Origin of the sequence: Gracilibacillus thailandensis, assembly GCF_010994055.1 — a bacterium.
In the GTDB taxonomy this organism is placed as follows: domain Bacteria; phylum Bacillota; class Bacilli; order Bacillales; family Amphibacillaceae; genus Gracilibacillus; species Gracilibacillus lacisalsi.
Genome location: NZ_WJID01000014.1, coordinates 74,748 through 97,628, shown reverse-complemented (window position 1 = coordinate 97,628; position 22,881 = coordinate 74,748). Strand labels below are relative to the sequence as shown.

Here is a 22,881-nt window from a genome sequence, read left to right as displayed (position 1 = left end):
GGCAGAGCCTGTGGTTTTAAAAGACGTAATAAAAAAACACGTGAATATCACGTGTTTTATCAGGTCTATCAGTCGAAGTTATTATCCTTTAACTAAATCGATAATATGTTGCCAGGTTTCCCATTTTAAGACGTCTAATGGGCTGCCATCGCCAAGTATGCTGAAACCTATAACGAGACCGATCATTAAAGCAAATAAACTTAACACGATAATAATCAAAACCTTCGCCCAAATTGGGATGAGGCGACGGACGTATTTTTTCTCTTGTTGTTTTTTGTTATCAGCTCTTTTTTCCTTTTTCGTCTGTTTCTGAGCTTGTTTTTGTTCATCTGCTTTATTTGTATTTTTATTAGTTGCTTTTGATTCCTGTGACATACGGGATGACTCCTTATTAAAAACTACACTATCTCAACTGATTAATGAGTCCTCTCATTTGGTCATGCATTGAGATGGTTCGTGCATTAAATTGGTATGCTCGTTGCGTTTCAATCATATCTGTTGTTTGTTTTGCTAGGTCTACATTGGAAGCTTCCAATGAACCACTTTCCATTCTTACATCTGCTAATCCAACTCCGTTGATGATTTCGTCAAACGGATAATTTTCGAGCGATTGTTCAGATAGGCGGAATAAACTGTCCCCTGCAGCTTCTAACAATCTCGGACGTACTGCTTCAACAATCTCCAATTGGCCTTCAATAGCTTGCACACCATTTCGTGTCACATTAATCGCACCATTGTCCTCAATTTTCAGATCGTCCATATTATCAGCTAAGACAATCGGTTCTCCACCAGCTCCGAGAACAGGATTCCCATCAGAAGTAACGAGCATCACTTGATCATCTTCCAATGGTGTTAAATAAAAGTTACCAGCTCTCGTATAACGAACTTCTTCTTCACCATTTTCATTAACAGCTACCTGAAAAAAATGGTTATCTTCCAACAAAGCAACATCAAGGTTACGATCTGTTACTTGTAGGGATCCTTGGTCAAAATTAAAATTGGTATGACCTAGCTTTGCACCATTCCCAACTCGTAATCCATCTGGTGTTAATCGTCCTTGTGGATTGGTTGGATCAGGCTCGGTGTTGATTTGCTGAGACAGTAAAGAAGAAAAGTTGGCATCACGATTTTTATAGCCTGCTGTATTAACATTTGCAATATTATTTCCGATATTATCTAATCGTTTTTGTAATTGCCCCATCGCTACAGCAGCTTGGAAGGTCATTCTTGTCATTTGCTTCTACCCCTTTTGTTATCCAAGTCGCGCAATTTCATTAACTGCTTTGTCTAAACTACGATCGTATTGTTGAACTACTTTTTGGTTTGCTTCAAAACTGCGGTATGCTTGCATCATATCTGTCATCGTTTGTGCGGGATCCACATTTGAATTTTCTAAATGGTTCTGTTGGACATTGAATTGTAAGCCGTCTACACCTCTGGCATCGACTAATGCCGCACCATCTTCTGCTAGTTCAAATAAATCTTGTCCATTTTTTACTAAGTCATTCGGATTGGCACTATAAGCAATCCCAAGTGGCACTTCGCCATCGTCTAGTTGGACCATACCTTCCGGTGTTACTGTAAATGCTAAGTTGTCCGTATTGATCGGATTCCCTTCATCGTCTAAAACATAATAGCCATTAGTCGTTGTTAGATTCCCTTCACCATCAACAGTGAAATTACCGTTTCTCGTATAACGGATATCTCCTTCACCATTTTGCACAGTGTAAAAGATAGATCCTTCTTCATCTGGTGTTTCACCTTGTACTAGAGCCATATCTGTAGAAACACCGGTTTCCTTAAGGCTTCCTTGTACAAAATCAGGTATCGTTTCGTGCACATACACCCCGGTGTTAATAGCCCCAATTTCAGTCATGGTCGGTATACTGGTACCTTGTGAGTTGGGAATATCACGGTTTTCCATACGTTGGATTAATAACTCAGGAAATGCTCTTAATGGTGTTTGATCTTGTTTGTATCCAGGAGTTTGTGCATTGGTCATATTATTGGATAGCACTTCCTGTCTACGTTGTTGTGCCATCATTCCATTTGTAGCTGTGTAAAAACCTCTAAGCATGAGTCGAACTCCTCTCCTAAAGACGCAAAAGCTTTTTCATGTCTGGATTCAGCACCTAGCTCTGTACGATAAGTCAACTGCAGTTCCTTCGTCACTATGATTCTTTTATCTCCTAAGTCCATACATCGCTAACGGGCGCATACGCTTTTCTTATGTATTAAACAATCGAACGTTCTAGTTTATCAATATTGTCTAACATAATGCCTGTACCTTTTGCCACACAATTCATTGGTTCTTCCGCTAATAGCACAGGTACTTTTAATTCTTCTGCCAGTAATTGATCTAAGCCATTTAACAATGCACCACCACCGGTTAAAATAACACCTCTGTCAATAATATCTGCTGATAATTCTGGTGGTGTTTTTTCTAAAACGGTTTTCGCAGATTGTACAATTAATGAAATCGACTCTCTTAACGCTTCTTCCACTTCTTCGGAACGGATCGTAATCGTTCTTGGCAAACCTGTTACCATATCACGTCCGCGAATATCGATTTCTTCTTTGCGAGCACCTGGAAATACAGTTGCAACATTCACTTTAATATCTTCTGCTGTTCTTTCACCAATTAATAATTTATATTTACGTTTTACATATTGAAGAATTTCACCATCAAATTTGTCCCCAGCCATTTTGATCGATTGAGCCGTTACGATATCTCCCATCGATAGTACAGCGATATCTGTTGTTCCACCACCGATATCTACGACCATATTCCCGCTTGGTTGGAAAATGTCCATACCTGCACCGATAGCCGCTACTTTTGGTTCTTCTTCTAAGTAAACTTTTTTACCACCGGATTTTTCCGCCGCTTCTTTGATTGCTTTTTGTTCTACCTTCGTAATATTAGTTGGGCAGCAAATAAGCATTCTCGGCTTTGATAGAAATCCTTTGACATTAATTTTGTTAATAAAATATTTTAGCATTGATTCTGTCACATCAAAATCTGCGATGACTCCATCCTTAAGCGGACGAATCGCTTCGATATTGCCTGGTGTACGGCCAACCATACGGCGTGCTTCTTCACCAACCTCTAATACTTTACCGGTATTGCGATCCATCGCAACAACGGACGGTTCATCCAGTACAATACCTTTTCCCTTCACATGAATAAGTACATTCGCAGTTCCTAAATCTATTCCAATATCTCTTGAAAACATGAACGATTATCCTCCCTATTTCATTACCTTACTTGAGATTTATGTCGATCAATTAATGATGTTTATGTAAGCTGCTAGTAGATGTCTTTTCTCTATTATGGTACATAATACCTCTAATTATATATAATATCATAAAATGCTCGATATCGTTAGATATTTCCATAAAAAATGTCGTTATTTTTATATTTTTATGGAATTTTTGCGAAAAATAGCTGATAGCAAGGAGTATCTGTTATTAGTATGGTGTTAATTTGAAGGTATATGTATGAATTAGAGAGGATATCTTTTGGGTTATTTAGTTAATAGTTCTTCTGTTTCTGGTGGTGCTTTTTTACCATTAAGCTGATATTTCATTTTAGTTGCTTCTCCACCTCGCAGGTGTCGAATTGCTTTATGGTGGCTTAGTATGTTTTTAACTTCGTTTGCCAGTTCGGGATGTATTTCTGGTAATCGTTCTGTCAGGTCTTTGTGTACTGTACTTTTTGAAACTCCAAATTCCTTGGCGATAACTCGAACCGTCTTCTTCGTTTCGACAATGTACCTTCCAATCCTTAATGTTCTCTCTTTGATGTAGTCATGCACATCACTCGCCTCCCCAAAGTTGTCAGTCCAAGGTGTGAACAGAGACAAGTCCTACTTATAAAATTATCCACAATACCGACGAATAGCATCCTCACCTTAGACAAATAAAAGATAATTTGTACCATCATATTAAACAGCACATCCCATTATGACAGTAAATTTTGCGTCAACATACGCGCGAGAGAGGATTGGAGTTTAAAAGAAAAAGAGTGATGGCTCTCGCCACCACTCTTTTTAACCGATATCACCGTAATCTGGATCACACTTTTTTACGAACTTTATAGACATTTCTCCCACTCCCCATATTTTCTTTATATTCCTAAACCTTCTGAAGCCTTCAGTGGCAACCTTGCGAAAAAGTGATCACTCCTTTTCTCCATAAAGTATTGATAAGAATATATGAAAAAATGTTGCTTCTTTGTTGCTAAGCCTAAGTAATATTGTGTAAACGGAGTTATTATGTCTAGCTGTTCTAACATACTAATTGCTAATTCACCGTTCCCTCTCGCGATCTCCAAGTGAGCTCGTTCGATAGGATCCTTGGTGGAAACTCCTTCTACTCTACCAAAATGGGCACAAATAAATGGATACGTATGGGAATCGATATATTCTAATGTATCTTGATCATCTAAGCAATTAGCAATGTACTTTGCTTCTTCGATATGATAAACACTAGATTCAAAATCTTCATATATATAACTGAGTGCTAAGTCTAGGTGGAGGCGTGCTTTTAGTTTGATATGATGAGGCATTTGTAACGCTTCATAGGCGTTCTTTCTTGCTAAGATTAATTCATTTCTTTTCCAATAGTAGTGAAATAATAAGTTCTTCATTCTGATTTGGAAGAATGTTATAAATAGTGGATTATCTAGATGACGTAGATATTTCTGAATTTTATTTAGATAGTAACCGATTCGTTCATAGTTATATACTTTCTTATCTATTTCAATATACAAAAAGTATTTTAAACACCTTAATTCAGGGTGTTGAACGGAAACCGATTTCGATTGAGTTCTTATTTCATGAACAGGTTTACCATTTTTTAAATCTAGCATGAACTGATAAAGTATCGCTAGCGATTGATTTAGTGGATTCATACTTTCCTTGTTCACTTCTATAAAATATTGTAATTCGTGAAAGCATTGATTAATATCAAAATACTCTAGTGCTAATCGTTTATCTAAGTCAGAGTTGCTTTGATATAGAAATTCCTTTGCTAATTCCAATTGTGCTGCTTCGTCACTATCTAGGCTGATCATGGTTAAAAATTGAGGGAATTGCAGTTGCTTTTCTGATTCAAAATAGTCGCGCATTGTCCCGATCTTTGTTTTTGTATTTGTTTGTGCCATAATCTATCTCCTTTCACAGTTACTTATTATTTCATAATCGAGAAATTATGCAATAGGTTTTTTGATAGAATCGTTCGTCAAATAATTATCGATATCGACACTATATGATTGTTTTTCATAGCTTGTAAGTAGAATATAAAAGAATAGCGTTGAAAAATGAAAAATCTCCCTACCTTTTTCACAGGTAAGGAGATTTCGTTTACGCATGTTCCATTGCGCTTGATGATTCTGTGTCATTGTCAGCATCTGTATTGTCTTCTGATTCTGTTGCGTTGTCATCTTCAGCTGAACTATCATCTTCCGTCGGTGTTTCATTTTCCTCTGAACTTTCTTCTTCCTTCTCTTCATCTTCTGCAGCTGGTTCCTTGTCTTCTTCTTCACCCTTGTCAGGTCCGACAATTTTATTAATTGGTTGATTAATAAAATGCTCTGGGTTAACTGGTGTTCCATCTTTTCTCACTTCAAAGTGAACGTGGACACCATTGTCTTGCCCGAGTGTATTCTGTCCAGCTGTTCCAATGGTTTCTCCTTGCTTGACTTCGTTACCTTCTTCAGCAAAAACTTCATCTAAACTAGCATAATATGTGGAAACCCCATGTTCGTGCTCCATCTTCACCACATTACCTAGTAATGGATCTTGCTTCACTTCTGTTACCGTACCAGACAATGATGCTGTCACATCAAATGCCTCATGGTCAGCAGTAGAGATAGCAATCCCATCACTTTGATAGAATTTGTTTTGGTGTGAAATGAGCGCCTGTTCTTGTTCTTCTGCATCTGCTCCATAATCATAAAATTTGGTCACGATTTCCACTTGCAAGTCTTCTGAAACTGGCATCTCTAGTACTTCCTGTTGTTGCATGACAGTAGTTGCGTCTTCTTCATCTTGTGCTTCTTGATCATTACTTAGATCATCTAGTTGATTTTCCATGTCCTCTGCTAGGTCTGGACCTTGATTAGCAGCATTTTGGTACCATAGAACCCCTGTTAAAAGTAGAGCAGCTACCGCTAGATATACAGCAGGAAAAAACCATCTTTTCTTGAAGATACGTTTCCAACTATTTTTTGAAACGTTCTTGTTTTCCTCCATTATGCATCACCTCAGCAACCATTGTGATCATAAAGAGGAAATTTTATACATGTTTTTTTTATTTTTTTGCTAAAAGGGTTGGAGTTGCTTGTTCTAACGTGCTTACTTGTACTCCCTGATAGTAATGTTCGATGATTTCTTCATAGGATTTCCCTTCTTGTGCCATCCCATTTGCGCCGTATTGGCTCATCCCTACACCATGACCATTACCTTTCGTTGTAAAGACATAATGATCATCTTTTCTAGTAATCGTGAAATCACTAGATGGCAACTGAAGATAGTCACGGATGTCGCGTCCTGAGAAAGTCTTTCCACCAATTGTTGCTGTATCCACCCTTTTACTTTCCGTTCTTGTCAACTGAAAATCTTCTACCGAATTGGAAAGGTCGATGTTTAATTTATCTTCCAGATCAGCTACCGTAAATATTTTCTGGTCAATGAATTTAGGGGATATTTCTTCATCCCAAGGACTTTCAACTGATCGTAAATACGGCAGTTGATCTGTCCAATAATCTTCGGAGTTTTCTGTATAGCCATTACTAGTCGAAAAAAACGATGCGGTGATTGGTTCATTACTATACGTAATAATCTGCCCTTGGGTAGCTGCGACAGCTTCGGTAATTTTGTCGATTTTCCAATGGTAATCACTGCCCCATACTTGCCTTAGCTCATCTGTATTTTTATAGACTTGATGTTGGACAGTATCTTTCACATCAGCGCCACCAGCAAGTTCCTCTCTATTTTCCTGCATCAAAAAGCGTACAATAAAGGTTCTTGCTGCTAATGCCTGTGCTTTTAATGCTTCGATTTCAAAATCTGCAGGCATTTCGGAGGCAACCACGTGCGTCACGTACTCTTCTAAAGGGACTTGTTCCACCTCATTTGATTCAGTTCGTAATACATGGACATCAAAAGGAGATTCTAATGAAATGTCTTTTTCCTCTGCTAAATTGCTGGCTGTTTCTGTTTCTACAGATGCTTGAGTTGAATCATCCCCTGTGAACGGTATAACAATAAGCGTTGGGATGATAAACATGAATGTGAGTAATGTGGAAATGATGATGATAGTTGGTAATTTCCAGTTAGTTGATGTTTGTTTGTTTTGCCACCTGGCCATGGCTAACCTCCTCTGTGTTTCTTATGTTTCTACTCTATCTTATTCACAAGATTAGGAGAATAGAACAATGAAAAACTTAAGAAGTGAAGTATAGAAAATAGGCTTGGACAATTATTGTCTTGACAACAGTTTGTAGATTGCTAATGTATAATAAAAAGAGGACTAGCTTCTATTAAAGCTGTCCTCTTTTTATTATTGTACTTCTACTTGTTGTACTTCAGTTACAATAGTAGTTTCTCCTTGATTGACTCGTTCAATGTCAGCTCCCAAGTTAGCAAATTTCTCTGTAATATCCACATATCCTCTGTCGATATGGTGTAGAGAAGTTACACGAGTATATCCTTCTGCTACTAATCCTGCTAAAATTAAGGCTGCTCCAGCGCGTAAATCAGTCGCAGCGACTTCTGCCCCTTGAAGACTAACAGGCCCCTCTACGATGACGCTACGCCCTTCGATTTTTAATTTAGCATTCATTCTACGGAATTCCTCAACATGCATAAAGCGGTTTTCGAAAACAGTTTCTGTAATCACTCCAGTACCTGATGCCTGTAACATCAATGCCATCATCTGTGATTGCATATCTGTCGGAAATCCTGGATGTGGCAATGTTTTGATATCCGTAGCTTTTAATCTCTTTGGTCCAATAACACGGATACCACTTTTCTCTTCGATGACTTTAACACCCATCTCTTCCATTTTGGATACTAGGGCACGAATATGCTCAATTTCAGCGTTTTCTATTAAAACATTACCACCTGTAATAGCTGCTGCTACCATAAATGTTCCTGCTTCGATACGGTCTGGAATAATCGTATGCTCTACTCCACGAAGCTTGTCGACACCTGCGATTTTAATTGTCTCTGTGCCGGCACCTATAACATTAGCACCCATTTTGTTTAAATAATTCGCTAAATCTACTATTTCCGGTTCTTTTGCGGCATTCTCGATAATTGTTTTTCCTTTTGCTAGTGCTGCTGCCATCATGATGTTTTCTGTTGCACCAACACTAGGCATATCTAAATAAATTTTAGCCCCTTTTAATCTATCTTTTGTAGAGACTTCGACAAAGCCATTGCCAACATGGACATCTGCCCCCATAGCTTCAAATCCTTTTAAATGTAGATCAATTGGTCGTGATCCAATTGCACAGCCACCTGGTAATGCAACTTTCGCATGACCATATCGTGCTAAAAGAGGTCCTAAAACTAGGACAGATGCACGCATTTTTCTTACATATTCAAAAGGCGCCTCCGTTAATAATGGTTTAGTTGCATCCACTGTTACCGTATTTCCTTGATAATCCACTTCTGCGTTCATATGAGTTAAAACTTGATTTATTGTGTGTACATCTGCCAATGCAGGTACTTCGTGTATAATGCTTTTTCCTTCACTTGCGATTATGCTTGCGGCAATGACAGGCAGTACGGCATTCTTTGCTCCTTCAACTTTTACAGTACCATTTAACTGCCTACCACCACGTACGATGATATTTTCCAAGGCTCATTCTCCTCTGTAGACCATATTCATTATTATTAGTATTCATGTATTAGGATAGGTGTTCCTATAGTGATAGTTGTCCGATCTCCTACCCGCTCTCTTACTGCGATTTGCAAATTAATTTCTTCATCATTTTGCTGCAATTTATTATTCCATTTTGGTGTATAACCAGTCCACGTATAAAAATCTGGCTCTTTTATTTCGTCAATTACTGTCATATTCAGTCGTGTTTTTACAAAATTTATAAAACAAACAATATCTATCATATCATCTTTCCAGGCTTCAACACAAGAAAAATATTGTGCATTTTTTGTAAATAAGCCATTAGTTATTGTTTTTATTTTCTCTTTATATGCTTTTAGTACTTCCGGTGCTGCTTCAGTTGCTTTAATCGTATAGATGACCTGATATTGTTCCTCCTGTTCATTTGTGCGCACTAGTAAAATTGATTCGGTAATTCCAGTGTTTTCTTGTCGGTCTGAACTAAACTTTAATCGATTTTTATCTTGACTCTTTTCTTGTATATCAAATTGATACCCGTTGATTTCAGAAATAAAACTTTCTATGTCTGCTATTTCCATCGATTCTTTTATAGTAGTTTGCAAGTTTGATAGTTGAAGATCCCGCTCTTCCACTAATCCTATCAATTCGTCTATTTCCTTTTGATTTTCTATATTTGTTTTTGTCTCAGTAAGTAATTGATCTACAGAAAACATCATTCCAACTGTCGCTAAGAATATAAAAAAATACTTCATTTCCCGCACTCCTTTTTTTATTAGAAGTATTGGCAGGAAATAAAGTATTCATACTCTTTTTTATTATTTTAAGCTTAAAAAAGGTAGATTAATTGTTGGGACCACTGTAAGAAGTCTAAGAAAAAGTTACTAACGGTTGAACCAATTGCTATCGTAATGAAGATAACCAATATCCGCGCTTCAAACACTTTATTCTTTCTAAATAATTCATCGAAATTCAGAGCTTGAAGGACTTGCCATGTAATCACGATAAAAATGAGATGAGATAACATCCCGATCAAGCCTTCTTGCGCTAAACTTTGCATCATAATATATCCCTCGTTTACTTGTTTTTCTCTATTTTAACATATATATTAACGATTCGCCTTAATTGGATATCCTTCGATATTTCCCGGGAAATTTAGCTAAAACACTTTATATTTAGGTATTAGGTTGGGGTGACATTCCATTTTGTACCATTTGGGGGTTTGAGTTGGGGCTAAAGGGTGTTATGAAGATATGAGCACTTTATTTAGTAGATGCGAAAGTGTGGATCTGGGAAAATGAGGTGAACTTTCGACAGGGGGAGAATTGTTCTCTTCTTTTTCTTGATAACTTACTTGAAAGGATGAGAGGTGTGTATTACTTTGGGATTTATTTGCATCTTGGGGGATTTATTTGCATCTTGGGGGATTTATTTGCATCTTGAAAAGGGGCTGCGCTCAACCAGTCGGTTGAGGCAGCCCCTTTTCCTTGTTATCTATTTTCTACGACGTCGATTCGGTTTAAGGCACGTTTAAGTGCTAATTCTGCCCTTCTGAAATCTATTTCATCTTGCTTAGCTTGTAAACGACGTTCTGCTCGTTCTTTCGCTGCACGAGCACGCTCGATATCAATATCGTCAGGTCGCTCTGCTGATTGTGCAAGAATTGTCACTTTATCAGGACGAACCTCAAGGAATCCTCCACTTACTGCAATTCGTTGTGGATTTTCTCCTTTTAAGCGCACTGCACTAATGGACAGTGGTGCAACGAGCGGAATGTGACCTGGTAAGATCCCGAGCTCTCCACTCTCAGCTTTACAGCTAACCATTTCAAATGAATCTTCCAGAACAGGGCCATCCGGAGTAACAACACTTACTGTTAGTGTATTCAACAGAACCCCTCCTTAGGCTGGAATAAAAGCTAAAGGCGAATTACGCCATTTGCTTTGCTTTTTCTACTACTTCTTCGATGCGGCCGACTAAACGGAATGCATCTTCTGGAAGGTCATCATATTTACCATCAAGGATTTCGCGGAATCCTTGAACAGTTTCCTTAACTGGTACATAAGAACCTGGTTGACCTGTAAATTGCTCTGCTACGTGGAAGTTTTGCGATAAGAAGAACTGGATACGACGCGCACGTGATACAGTTAATTTATCTTCATCAGATAACTCATCCATACCTAAGATCGCGATAATATCTTGTAGTTCTTTATACTTTTGTAATGTTTGTTGAACTTCACGCGCAACATTGTAGTGCTCTTCCCCTACTACTTCAGGGTCAAGGGCACGAGATGTAGAGGCAAGTGGATCCACCGCTGGGTAAATACCTTGCTCTGATAATTTACGATCAAGGTTTGTTGTCGCATCTAAGTGAGCGAACGTTGTAGCTGGTGCCGGGTCTGTATAGTCATCGGCAGGTACATAGATCGCTTGGATAGATGTAACAGAACCTTTGTTAGTTGATGTAATACGCTCTTGTAATTGACCCATTTCTGTTGCAAGTGTCGGTTGGTAACCAACGGCAGATGGCATACGACCAAGAAGTGCTGATACCTCTGAACCTGCTTGTGTAAAACGGAAAATGTTATCAATGAACAATAGCACGTCTGCACCTTTTTCATCACGGAAGTACTCCGCCATTGTAAGACCTGTTAGTGCTACACGCATACGCGCTCCTGGTGGCTCGTTCATTTGACCGAAGACCATCGCTGTTTTAGAAATTACACCTGAGTCTTTCATTTCATAGTAAAGGTCGTTACCTTCACGAGTACGTTCCCCTACACCAGCGAATACGGAAATACCACCGTGTTCTTGTGCGATGTTGTTGATCAGCTCTTGAATTAATACGGTTTTACCTACACCCGCACCACCAAATAAACCGATCTTACCACCTTTAATATAAGGTGCTAATAAGTCTACTACTTTAATACCTGTTTCTAAAATTTCTGTTTCTGTTGCTAAGTCTTCAAATTGTGGAGATTCGCGGTGAATTGGATCACGACGAACATCTGCACCAATTTCTTCGTCAAGGTCGATTTTCTCACCTAATACGTTGAAGACACGACCTAGCGTCTCATCACCTACTGGTACTGAGATTGGTGCGTTTAAATCTGTAACTTCTGCTCCACGTTGAACACCTTCTGTAGATGACATCGCGATTGTACGTACAGAGTCATCGCCTAAGTGAAGGGCAACTTCTACTGTTAATTCTTGCGCTTCACCGTTCACATCATACTGTACTTTTAACGCGTTGTAAATTTCAGGGAGATGGCCGTCTTCGAATTTAACGTCGACAACCGGCCCCATAATCTGAATAACGTGTCCTTTTGCCATCGATTTCCCTCCTAACTAAAAATTTACTACCGTACGATTGTATTATTCTAATGCGGCTGCCCCACCAACAATTTCGGTGATTTCTTGCGTGATTGCTGCTTGTCTTGCACGGTTGTACTGTAATGACAAGTCATCAATAAGTTCATCCGCGTTATCTGTTGCACTTTTCATAGCAGTCATACGAGAAGCATGCTCACTCGCTTTACTGTCTAATAGTGCACCGAAGATCAAGCTCTCCGCATATTGTGGCAATAATACATCTAATATTTCTTGTTGATTTGGTTCATATTCATATGTGCTCTTTGTACCACTAGCTTCTTCTTGTAGGTCTGTAAGTGGTAAAAGTTTTTTTGATGTTACTTTTTGTGAAATCGCACTGACGAAGTGATTATAGAAAATCACTAGTTCATCAATTTCTTCATCAATAAAAAGTTGTACCGCTTCAGACGTTAAGTCTTTTATATCAGCAAAATTAGGTTGATCTGAAAGACCTGTGATCTCCTTAAGAACTGGAATATCACGTTTTCTAAAGAAATCGCGGCCCATTCGTCCTACTGCGATAACGGCATATTCATCTTTGGATTGATGTTTCTCTTGAATCGTGCGATAAACTTCACGAAGTATTCCACTGTTAAAAGCTCCTGCTAGACCTCGATCTGCCGTGATAACAAAATAGGCTGTCTTTTTTACCTCACGTGTCTGAAGCATTGGGTGCTCTGCATCCTGACCACTACCAGCTATGCTGTTAACCACTTCTTTAATCTTATCACTGTATGGATCAAAAGCTTTGGCAAATTCCTCTGCTTTACTTAATTTAGATGCAGATACCATGTGCATGGCTTTTGTGATCTGTTTCGTCTTTTGCGTGGAATTAATCCGTGTTTTGATATCTCTAAGAGATGCCACGTTGTTTCACCGCCCTTTCCTAAAAGGTTGACGCTATACTTATGAAAGAAAACTTTCGCTTCTCCTCTATTACTCAGAAATGACAAATGTTTTCTTGAATTCTTCTACTGCACCGCTCATGTCAGCATCATCTGCTAGAGCACCTGTTTCTTTAATGGTAGCAAGCAATTCTGGTTTGTTGCTGTCCAACCATGTTAAGAACTCATCTTCAAAACGAGTAATATCTTCAACAGGAATGTCATCTAGGAAACCTTTTGTTAATGCATAGATGATCATAACTTGTTTTTCTACTACTAATGGCTTGTGAAGGCCTTGCTTCAGTACTTCTACTGTACGAGCACCACGGTTTAGTTTTGCTTGTGTTGCTTTATCTAAGTCAGATCCGAACTGTGCGAATGATTCTAGCTCACGGAATGAAGCTAGGTCTAGACGCAATGTACCAGCAACCTTCTTCATCGCTTTTATCTGTGCGGAACCACCTACACGTGATACCGATAGACCGGCGTTGATCGCTGGACGTACACCAGAGAAGAATAGGTCAGACTGTAAGAAAATTTGACCATCTGTAATTGAAATAACGTTCGTTGGAATATAAGCGGAAATGTCCCCTGCTTGTGTTTCAACGAATGGAAGTGCTGTTAAAGAACCTCCACCTTTGTCGTCATTTAATTTAGCTGCACGCTCTAAAAGACGAGAGTGTAAGTAGAATACATCCCCTGGGAATGCCTCACGTCCTGGCGGGCGGCGTAATAATAGGGAAAGCTCACGATATGCGTTCGCTTGTTTTGTTAAATCATCATATACAACTAATACGTGTTTACCGTTGTACATGAACTCTTCACCCATTGATACCCCTGCATATGGTGCTAGGTATTGAAGTGGTGCAGGCTCACTTGCGCCGGCAGATACAACGATTGTGTAGTCAAGAGCTCCATGTTTACGAAGTACTTCTACTGTTCCACGTACAGTAGAATCTTTCTGACCGATTGCCACATAGATACAGATCATATCTTCATTTTTTTGATTCAAGATTGTATCGATTGCAACCGTTGTTTTACCTGTTTGACGGTCCCCGATGATTAACTCACGTTGACCACGACCGATTGGTACTAGTGCATCAATCGCTTTGATACCAGTTTGCAATGGCTCATCAACTGATTTACGGTCCATTACTCCAGGTGCTGGAGATTCAATTGGGCGTGCTTTTGAAGTTTCAATAGGACCTTTCCCATCAACTGGCTGTCCTAATGGATTAACGACACGACCAATAAGTTCCTCCCCTACTGGCACTTCCATAATACGACCTGTACGACGGACTTCGTCACCTTCACGAATTTCCGTATAAGGCCCAAGGATTACGATCCCGACGTTTGATTCTTCTAAGTTTTGTGCCATACCCATGACACCATTTGAAAATTCAACAAGCTCACCAGACATGACGTTATCAAGACCATGTGCACGTGCGATACCGTCACCGATTTCGATAACCGTACCAACATCACTTACTTCGATGTCTGAGTCATAGCTTTCAATTTGCTGCTTAATCAGCGCACTGATTTCTTCAGCTTTAATGCTCATGCCATTTCACCCCTATCGTCCTTAATTTGCTCTTCTTATTTGTCGTTCGAGACGATCCAATTTACCTTTGACAGAGCCGTCATATACTGTGTTGCCGACTTTAATCTTGACACCACCAATAACGGATGGATCGACATGGTTATTTATTTTCAACGTTTTAACATTTAGTTTCTTCGTGAACACATTTTCGATTTCTTCTTTTTCTGCATCTGATAATGCGCGAACCGAATAGACTGTTGCCTCTTTTACACCTTTTGCCTGATTAGCAAAAGTGATAAAGTGATCGACAATATCTGGAACAATCGATTCGTTATGGCGATCTACAAGTAACGAAAGTGTATGTAGTACATCCTTCGAAAAGCCTGCGAACGCTTCGTTAAGTAGCTGCTTTTTCTTTTCTGCTTCTACTTTTGGATGTTGTAAGAATTGAAGAAATGCTTGATTCGTTTGGAAAACTTCCTTAACTGTTGCGAGTTCCGTTTCCAGGAAATCAATTGTTTCCTTTTCAGCACCAATTTGAAAAAGAGCTTCTGCGTAACGCTTTGCTACATTCGTTTTACTCATTGCTCTTCTCCTACCTCTTTAATGTACTCACTGATCAACTGTTCTTGATCCTCTGCATTAATTTCTTTCTCGATCACTTTAGTAGCAATCTGCACAGATAATGTTGCCACTTGTGCCTGAAGTGCTTCAACTGCTTTTTCTTTCTCGCGTGCGATATCTTCTTCTGCAGACTTCTTAATACGAGCTGCTGCTTCGTTTGCTGCTTCAATAATCGCTCGTTCTTGCTCAGTTCCAGCTTTTTTCGCATCTTCAATAATTTGTTGTGCTTCTTGACGCGTCGCTTTTAATTGTTCGTTTGCTTCACGCGCAGCTTTTTCTGCTTCGGCACGGTTCTTTTCAGCTGTATCAATTTCATTGGCAATATGATTTTCACGCTCTTCCATTTTGTTCATTAATGGACCCCACGCGAACTTCTTCAATAATGCAAGTAAAACTAAAAAGCTGATAATGGCAAACGCCATATCTCCACCTCGTAAACCGCCGATATCTGCAGCTTGAATGACGAGCCCACCTGCTAAAAGTTGCACAGTGTTCACTCCTTCCTACGATTAGTCATCTATTTCATTCTCACATTACATTCTTTTTTCATAACTAATGTCGCCTTATTTCATAGGGCGATATTTGTTTTTCTTGTTTGTCTAGCTCTATGTGCCAGAAACTAGCGGTTTTCCCTCAGCTCGTTGATAAGTCAACATCGACTCATTCTTCGTCGTGTTTCCTTTATCTCCTACGCTTCAGTCCAAACCGTACGTTTCATAACAGCACTTATCGCTTTTCTTGTTGTCTAGCTCCGAGCGCCCAGCAACTAGCAAACTTCCCTCACCTCATGACACGATAAGTCAACATCGATTCGCTTTCAGCTCATCGTGTTTCCTTTATCTCCTTCCGGTTCAGTCCAGTTTGTACATTGCTGAACGGGCGCTCTTTGCTTTTCTTGTTACAAAGGAATGGCGAAGGTTGTCGTAGACGAACTTCGCCATTCTATCAGATTAAGTATAATTACATTACCATGAAGGCAATAACTACGGCGAAAATTGGAATCGCCTCTACTAACGCTACCCCGATAAACATTGTTGTTTGAAGTGCACCTCTTAATTCTGGTTGACGTGCAATCCCCTCTACTGTACGACTTACGATCATACCGTTACCTAAACCAGCACCAAGTGCCGCTAAACCAATTGCAATTGCAGCTGCTAAAGCTCCCATTGTTTGTTTCCTCCTTTAAAATGTATAGATAATTAAGATTATATTATTTTAATGGTCTGAACTCACTTTATGAGACATATAAACCATTGTTAACATAGTGAAAATAAATGCTTGAATAGCACCAATAAATAAACTAAAACCTTGCCATGCCATCATCGGAATGATGGATATAAATGTGATTGGTGCAGCGATAAACGCCATTTTTGTAATAAGTGATAATAAAATTTCACCAGCAAAGATATTACCGAAGAGACGTAGACCTAGTGTTAAGGTATTTGTAAACTCCTCAATAATTTTGAAAGGTAATAAAAACGGTACAGGGCGTACATAGTCTTTCATATATTCGCCGAAGCCTTTCGTTTTCACCCCGTAATAATGGGTTAAGATAATGACCAACGCTGATAATGATAATGTGAGCGTTGCATCAGAAGTAGGTGATTTCCACCATAGTTCATGTCCCCATACCCCCATAGTGATTACACCAAGGATGTTACTAATAAAAATGTACACTAGTAATGTTAAACCTAGTGGTAAGAATACTTTCCCTGTTTTCCAATCCATCGTATCCCCGATAATGCCTTTGACAAAATCGACAATCCACTCCATAAAGTTTTGGAAACCGGTTGGCTTCATCTGAAGATTTCTTGCTGCCAATGTACAAATAATAAATACGATAACAGAAGAAATAAACGTCATTAAAGTAGTGGACAGGTTAAAATCTAACCATGGAATGCCAAACAGATCATGAAACAGCGGTGATTCGTGATCCAATTCCTTCACCTCACTTCCTTTTGCTCGTCTTGTTTTCTGAATAGTGCAAAATCTATCATAATAACAACATAAGTTGTCATTAATCCCAAAATAACAGCCATCAAATGGAAATATTCTTCAAAGCGCATTGCGATGATAACCGCTAATGCTGCCGTGGCTAAGCGGGTAAATGTACCAATTCCTGCTGGTCGACCACCATGTGAGACAGCTTGTCCAAAACGGTCAATCTTCCGCTGCATAACCCACAAATTATAAAAGCTTAATGCTGTTCCCAGGAGGAGTCCGAGGAATATTCTTGTGAAAGGTGTAAACCCCCAGCCAAGAACAAAAAGTGCAAGAAGGTAGAACATCCATTTACGTTGACGGGTTATCATATTTTTGTATTGATCCATGGTTATTCGTCTCCCGTTTTATCTCGTACGTAATGAATGGTTCCATAAAAACCGGCTCCCAGACCCAAAAAAAGTCCGATCACTAAAAAAAGTGGTGATGTGGATAAATACTTGTCTATACTTCTACCAATAAACAAGCCAATTAACGGTGCGCCAGCGAGTTGTGATAAAATAGCACTATATACTGCCAGACCATGGTAAGGGCTTCTTCTTGGTGGTGACATTGTTTCACTCCTATGATACAAACGTATTACTTATGTATAAAGGAAGAAAATCTCACATATACACATGTTATTTTCTTCTGCAGTGATTTTCGTCACACCTCTGTAACCCTTATCATCCACACTAAATTAGCATACAATAGGGACCCCCTATTGTCAATCGATTTCAGAGACAAAAAACAAAAATAAACGGACAAGTTTCCACACCTTTCGGCAGATCCCTTTCACTGCTAGTCACCAAGTACGACAAGTCCTTTTTTGAAAATATTGTGAAAATTCCTTCGAGTTTCGAAATAACTGATTTTATGCGGATTAAAGGGACTTTTATCCAGTCCCTTTGACCGCTTATATAAGAAAAATTATCCTGCTCCCCCTTCCCAAATTGTCTGATATTGGTAGGTTTGATTTTCGTTGGTTTCGATCGTTATATTTGCGATATATTGGGTTTGCAGTTGTTCTAGTTGTTCCACTTCTCCTTCAATTACACCGGGTTCTAAATCTGTACGTTCAACTAAGGTAGTAACATATGCGAATGTTTTGGCATCATAGAGATCGATCGTCATTTTTTCAGCCTCTTCTACCAAATACAATTGATAATGATAACTATCTTCCAGCGGTGTTATCGTTAACTCTAAACCCATTGCTTTAGGTATATCATTTGCTTCTGTCAGGAACATATACGGAATTGGAGTCTCATTTACATATAGATAGCCTTGTTTAATTCCTTTCTCCATTTGTCCTGTTCTAATCGTTGCTTTTACTTCAACAGTTTTCTTTTCTCCTGGCTTTAACGTAAAGCTTTTCGGCAACTGAAAACGAATATCGGTATCTTGCTCCGGTAATTCAAACGCATATTGCTTTTCTTGATCTGAGATATTTTCCACGGTAAGCGTACTTACTTTTTGTTCACTGTTGTCCGTTATTTTCCCAAATTGCAGCAGGGATTGATCGATTAACGTATCTGTTTCCAGGGCTGCTTTTGGATCAATTTTGCCTGCCCCTTGTTCTGTAGGTTGGAAGTTTTGAAACGGATCTGCTGTCGTAAGTATCGCTGCTTTCAGTTGTGCTGGTGCCCAATCTGGATGGGCTTCTTTCAGTAATGCCATTACCCCTGCCACATGTGGTGCCGCCATACTGGTTCCGCTCAATGCCTGATACCCTCCTGGCACTGTACTTAGAATACCGGCACCTGGAGCAACGATTTCTGGCTTTATCGCCCAATTAACAGTAACAGGGCCTCGTGAACTAAAATCGGTAACGGTATCCTGAATTTCCTGATATTCTATGCTTAAATAGCCTGGATTGTCTTTTAGCCATTTGCCGTCTTCCTGACTAATTGCTGCGACTGGTATCGAAATATTCGGATCTACTGCACCTTCAAAGACTCCTTCTTCTTCATTGTTGGCTATCAGCAAGGCTGCTGCTCCTTTTTCCTCTGCTTCTATAGCTAATTGGGCAAAAGGGATTTCCCCTCGATCCATGATCAAGATCGTATCATTTGTAATCTTTTCCTCTTGATTCGTTACTTCGAGGTCACGTGGAAAATCCCAATTAGGGGAGCCTTGCATCGGTATTATTTCAATTTTTTTGTCATGAAATCGATCGTATAAAAAAGGGCGCTTTAACTTAGGGGTCGATGCCCCGACTGAAATGACTTGATTCGCTGTTGCAGGTGAGCCGACCGTCCATAAATCAGGACCTGTATTACCATTAGCAATGACGACTGTGACCCCTTGCTCTACAGCACGGTTAACTGCGACACTTGTCGGCCAATCCGGTCCATTAATCGAATTACCTAATGATAGGTTGATTATATCCATTCCATCTTTGACTGCCTTTTCGATAGCCGCCATCACCTGTACCGATGTCCCAGTTCCACCTGGTCCAAGTGCTCGGTAGCCATATAGCTCTGCATCTGGTGCAACACCTTTCATCTGTCCATTCGCTCCAATTATTCCCGCGACATGGGTACCATGCAGTGTAGGCATACCTTGCTCAGGGATTGTTTCCATTGGGTCATCATCAAAATCAACCAGATCATAGCCACCTCGATAATTGGCCTGTAAGTCGGGGTGCGTATAGTCTATTCCGGTATCAACGATTCCTACCTTGACACCTTTCCCAGTATAAGGGAGTGGTTCAGGTATTAAAAAAGGGACACTCTCATTGATGTTAGTCTCTGTTATTTGTGTGTGATATTCTTGAACCGAATAGGTTTGCTGAAAGTTTGTGCGTCTTTTGATTCTTTCGAGGTTACGTTGGTCCGTTTTGATTGCAACGCCATTGAAGATCGTATCGTAGACAGCAAGGATTTCTACATGAGGATGATACGTTTCTATTTCTTCAGCAAACTCATGTGGATCACCTTCAACTTCGATAATAAAGGAGGATTCAGTTGAATCTATAGCTGCTGCGGTAAATAAGAGAAAAGATAAGATAAATGACACATGTAGCACTCCTTTTTGATGGATAGGAGTTAGTGTTTGCGATTGGGAGGAAAGATATGTATAACGAGGAGCAAGATATTTTGGCGTTGCGGACATTTGATGCGTTATTTTCTGGTTTTAGCGTACTTTAAATGACTTTTCGGACATCTATTCCGTTATTTAAGGGAATTCAGGCTAAACTGCATACTTTTTGTTGGAATAACGGAACAGATGTCCGCTGCCCCTAAATTAACACTATATTTGCCTAAAATAACGGAATGAATGTCCGCCCAACTAGAAAATAGCATACAAATCAATGCATGCTATTTCTTAAAACATTATTTTGTTCCGAACAAGCGGTCTCCTGCATCACCAAGGCCTGGGATAATATATCCTTTTTCATTCAACTTCTCATCAAGCGCTCCAAGGTAAATATCAACGTCAGGGTGTTCTTTTTGAATGACTTCAACACCTTCTGGAGCTGCGAGTAAGCACATTAACTTAATGTTCGTTCCTCCACGTTTTTTCAAGGAATGAATGGCATCATTAGCAGATCCACCTGTTGCTAACATTGGATCTACGACGATTAATTCACGCTCTTCGATATCAGATGGGAGTTTAATATAGTATTCGACAGGTTTTAATGTTTCTGGATCACGATAAAGGCCAACATGTCCAACTTTAGCAGCAGGAATAAGAGATAGCATTCCATCCACCATACCTAAGCCCGCTCTTAAAATAGGAATAATCCCCATTTTCTTACCGCTTAATACTTTGGTTGTAGCAGTAGTGACAGGCGTCTCAATAGTTTTCTCCTCCAGTGGGAGATCTCTCGTAATTTCAAAAGCCATTAATGTCGAAACTTCATCTACTAAAGCACGGAATTCCTTCGTCCCTGTATTTTTATCTCGTATGTACGTCAATTTGTGCTGAATTAACGGATGATCTAATACAAACACATTACTCATGAGGAAAACTCTCCTTTTTTCAAATTATTATCCCAAAAATCCACAATATTCATCCTTAAAATTGTACAGAAAAACAAACAAGCATGCAAGCATAACTGAGAAAAGCTTGAGTACATAGAAAAGGGTTGTTCTTTTTTTAGTTATATCGGGCACTTTTTATATTTTATCGGGCACTTTTCCTTGGATATCGGGCGCTTTTTGCCATTTATCGGGCGCTTTTTCTCGGATATCGGGCACTTTTGCACATTTATCGGGCACTTTCACCTAAAACGAAAAAAGCCAGACTTAATAGTCTAGCTTTTTAGTGTTATTGATATAATGGGAACTTTGCAGTCAAGGCTGATACGCGTTCGCGAGCTTCTTTTAGAGTTGCTTCGTCTTCCGGATTCTTCAACGTTAGCGCAATAATTTTTGCGACTTCTTCCATTTCCGCTTCTCCAAAGCCACGGGATGTTACTGCAGCTGTACCAACACGAACACCACTAGTTACAAATGGGCTTTCAGGGTCAAAAGGAATCGTGTTTTTATTTGTTGTGATACCTACTTCATCTAATGCTGCTTCTGCAACTTTACCAGTTAAGTTTAGACCGCGAACATCTAATAATAACAGGTGGTTGTCAGTTCCACCTGATACAGTGCGGATACCTTCTGATTCTAGCACTTCACCGAATTTCTTCGCATTTTTAATAATGTTTTGACCGTACTCTTTAAAGGAAGGTTGCAATGCTTCTTTGAAGGCTACTGCTTTTGCCGCGATTACGTGCATTAACGGACCACCTTGCATACCAGGGAATACCGTTTTATCAATTTTCTTAGCAAATTCTTCTTTACATAACACCATACCACCACGTGGACCGCGTAATGTTTTGTGTGTTGTTGTCGTTACAAAATGTGCGTGTGGTACTGGATCTGGATGTAAACCTGTTGCCACAAGTCCTGCGATGTGTGCCATGTCTACCATTAAATATGCTCCTACTTCGTCGGCAATTTCACGGAACATCGCGAAATCAATTTGGCGAGGGTAGGCACTTGCACCGGCAACGATTAATTTCGGCTGTACTTCTTTTGCTTTTGCCAATACATCCTCATAATCAATTTGTTCGGATTCCTGATTAACACCATAATCAACAAAATTGAACAGTTTACCACTAAAGTTAACTGGACTTCCGTGTGTTAAGTGTCCACCGTGACTTAAGTTCATACCGAGTACTGTGTCACCTGGCTCTAAAATAGTAAAATAAACCGCCATGTTTGCCTGTGCACCAGAGTGTGGTTGAACATTAACATGCTCTGCACCGAACAATTCTTTGGCACGGTCGCGGGCTAAATCCTCTGCGACATCGACATGCTCACATCCACCATAGTAACGGCGGCCAGGATAGCCTTCTGCATACTTATTGGTTAATACCGAGCCTTGTGCTTCCATTACTGCTTCTGAGACAAAGTTTTCTGAAGCAATCAATTCAATCTTATCGTTCTGGCGTCTTCTTTCATCTTCCATCGCTTGGAAAATTTCTGCATCAAAATTTTTTACGTGATCCATTTTTGCTCCCCCTAATAATTTTTGGTAGGTGTTTCGCATTATTCGTTATTTACATGATCTTATACTAAAATAACATCATTTTTCAAATAATTCTATACTTTTTCA

24 protein-coding genes are annotated in these 22,881 nt (G+C 39.5%); all 24 read right to left on the bottom strand.

The genetic code is table 11. The features are described 5' to 3' along the window. Window positions 1–81 precede the first annotated feature (81 nt). Entirely contained in the window at window positions 82–375 is a 294-nt protein-coding gene (locus GH715_RS06265) for a DNA-directed RNA polymerase subunit beta (protein WP_153837060.1), read from the bottom strand. A 28-nt stretch (window positions 376–403) separates the two neighbouring features. Next, on the bottom strand, window positions 404–1,234 hold the full coding sequence (locus GH715_RS06260) for a flagellar hook-basal body protein (protein WP_153837061.1): 831 nt from the start codon (window positions 1,232–1,234) through the stop codon (window positions 404–406). 18 nt (window positions 1,235–1,252) lie between these two features. After that, entirely contained in the window at window positions 1,253–2,077 is an 825-nt protein-coding gene (locus tag GH715_RS06255; RefSeq protein ID WP_153837062.1) for a flagellar hook-basal body protein, read from the bottom strand. Window positions 2,078–2,234: 157 nt separating this feature from the next. Further along, a complete protein-coding gene (gene mreB, locus GH715_RS06250; RefSeq protein ID WP_018930767.1) occupies window positions 2,235–3,233 on the bottom strand; it encodes a rod shape-determining protein in 999 nt (332 codons plus the stop codon). Window positions 3,234–3,524: 291 nt separating this feature from the next. After that, on the bottom strand, window positions 3,525–3,815 hold the full coding sequence (spoIIID, locus tag GH715_RS06245) for a sporulation transcriptional regulator SpoIIID (RefSeq protein ID WP_163578483.1): 291 nt from the start codon (window positions 3,813–3,815) through the stop codon (window positions 3,525–3,527). 311 nt (window positions 3,816–4,126) lie between these two features. Further along, window positions 4,127–5,164, bottom strand: a complete 1,038-nt coding sequence (locus GH715_RS06240) for an AimR family lysis-lysogeny pheromone receptor (protein ID WP_153837063.1) — start codon at window positions 5,162–5,164, stop codon at window positions 4,127–4,129. 199 nt (window positions 5,165–5,363) lie between these two features. Beyond that, the gene (locus tag GH715_RS06235; RefSeq protein ID WP_153837064.1) at window positions 5,364–6,254 is read right to left on the bottom strand and encodes a stage II sporulation protein SpoIIQ; all 891 of its coding nucleotides are present in this window, start codon (window positions 6,252–6,254) and stop codon (window positions 5,364–5,366) included. 58 nt (window positions 6,255–6,312) lie between these two features. After that, window positions 6,313–7,371, bottom strand: coding sequence for a stage II sporulation protein D (gene spoIID / locus GH715_RS06230; protein ID WP_153837065.1), 1,059 nt, complete (start codon window positions 7,369–7,371; stop codon window positions 6,313–6,315). 192 nt (window positions 7,372–7,563) lie between these two features. Beyond that, window positions 7,564–8,868 (bottom strand): UDP-N-acetylglucosamine 1-carboxyvinyltransferase, encoded by a 1,305-nt coding sequence (murA, locus tag GH715_RS06225; RefSeq protein ID WP_153837066.1) that lies wholly within the window; start codon window positions 8,866–8,868, stop codon window positions 7,564–7,566. Window positions 8,869–8,903: 35 nt separating this feature from the next. Next, window positions 8,904–9,623, bottom strand: a complete 720-nt coding sequence (locus tag GH715_RS06220; RefSeq protein WP_153837067.1) for a YwmB family TATA-box binding protein — start codon at window positions 9,621–9,623, stop codon at window positions 8,904–8,906. Window positions 9,624–9,697: 74 nt separating this feature from the next. Further along, a complete protein-coding gene (locus GH715_RS06215) occupies window positions 9,698–9,931 on the bottom strand; it encodes a DUF1146 family protein (protein ID WP_018930774.1) in 234 nt (77 codons plus the stop codon). 427 nt (window positions 9,932–10,358) lie between these two features. After that, complete coding sequence (locus tag GH715_RS06210; protein ID WP_153834868.1) at window positions 10,359–10,757, bottom strand: F0F1 ATP synthase subunit epsilon; 399 nt, start codon at window positions 10,755–10,757, stop codon at window positions 10,359–10,361. 40 nt (window positions 10,758–10,797) lie between these two features. Next, on the bottom strand, window positions 10,798–12,201 hold the full coding sequence (atpD, locus tag GH715_RS06205) for a F0F1 ATP synthase subunit beta (RefSeq protein ID WP_153834867.1): 1,404 nt from the start codon (window positions 12,199–12,201) through the stop codon (window positions 10,798–10,800). 42 nt (window positions 12,202–12,243) lie between these two features. Next, window positions 12,244–13,107, bottom strand: coding sequence for an ATP synthase F1 subunit gamma (atpG, locus tag GH715_RS06200; RefSeq protein WP_163578482.1), 864 nt, complete (start codon window positions 13,105–13,107; stop codon window positions 12,244–12,246). A 69-nt stretch (window positions 13,108–13,176) separates the two neighbouring features. Continuing rightward, on the bottom strand, window positions 13,177–14,685 hold the full coding sequence (gene atpA / locus GH715_RS06195) for a F0F1 ATP synthase subunit alpha (protein WP_153834866.1): 1,509 nt from the start codon (window positions 14,683–14,685) through the stop codon (window positions 13,177–13,179). Between the two features lie 21 nt (window positions 14,686–14,706). Continuing rightward, window positions 14,707–15,249, bottom strand: a complete 543-nt coding sequence (locus tag GH715_RS06190) for a F0F1 ATP synthase subunit delta (protein WP_153834865.1) — start codon at window positions 15,247–15,249, stop codon at window positions 14,707–14,709. Then, window positions 15,246–15,776: a F0F1 ATP synthase subunit B gene (gene atpF, locus GH715_RS06185; protein WP_163578481.1), complete on the bottom strand. Its 531-nt coding sequence runs from the start codon at window positions 15,774–15,776 to the stop codon at window positions 15,246–15,248. The genes GH715_RS06190 and atpF overlap by 4 nt, the downstream gene beginning before the upstream one ends. 472 nt (window positions 15,777–16,248) lie before the next feature. Next, window positions 16,249–16,455: a F0F1 ATP synthase subunit C gene (gene atpE, locus GH715_RS06180; protein ID WP_018930781.1), complete on the bottom strand. Its 207-nt coding sequence runs from the start codon at window positions 16,453–16,455 to the stop codon at window positions 16,249–16,251. A 48-nt stretch (window positions 16,456–16,503) separates the two neighbouring features. Then, window positions 16,504–17,226, bottom strand: coding sequence for a F0F1 ATP synthase subunit A (gene atpB, locus GH715_RS06175; protein ID WP_153834864.1), 723 nt, complete (start codon window positions 17,224–17,226; stop codon window positions 16,504–16,506). 5 nt (window positions 17,227–17,231) lie between these two features. Further along, the gene (locus GH715_RS06170; RefSeq protein WP_153834863.1) at window positions 17,232–17,618 is read right to left on the bottom strand and encodes an ATP synthase subunit I; all 387 of its coding nucleotides are present in this window, start codon (window positions 17,616–17,618) and stop codon (window positions 17,232–17,234) included. A 2-nt stretch (window positions 17,619–17,620) separates the two neighbouring features. Next, a complete protein-coding gene (locus GH715_RS06165; protein ID WP_153834862.1) occupies window positions 17,621–17,842 on the bottom strand; it encodes an AtpZ/AtpI family protein in 222 nt (73 codons plus the stop codon). Between the two features lie 356 nt (window positions 17,843–18,198). Then, on the bottom strand, window positions 18,199–20,286 hold the full coding sequence (locus GH715_RS06160; protein ID WP_276208100.1) for a S8 family serine peptidase: 2,088 nt from the start codon (window positions 20,284–20,286) through the stop codon (window positions 18,199–18,201). A gap of 317 nt (window positions 20,287–20,603) precedes the next feature. Beyond that, the gene (gene upp / locus GH715_RS06155) at window positions 20,604–21,233 is read right to left on the bottom strand and encodes a uracil phosphoribosyltransferase (protein WP_018930786.1); all 630 of its coding nucleotides are present in this window, start codon (window positions 21,231–21,233) and stop codon (window positions 20,604–20,606) included. A gap of 307 nt (window positions 21,234–21,540) precedes the next feature. After that, window positions 21,541–22,776 carry a serine hydroxymethyltransferase gene (locus GH715_RS06150; RefSeq protein WP_153834860.1) on the bottom strand — a complete coding sequence of 412 codons (1,236 nt, stop codon included), beginning with the start codon at window positions 22,774–22,776 and terminating at the stop codon, window positions 21,541–21,543. Window positions 22,777–22,881: the final 105 nt, after the last annotated feature.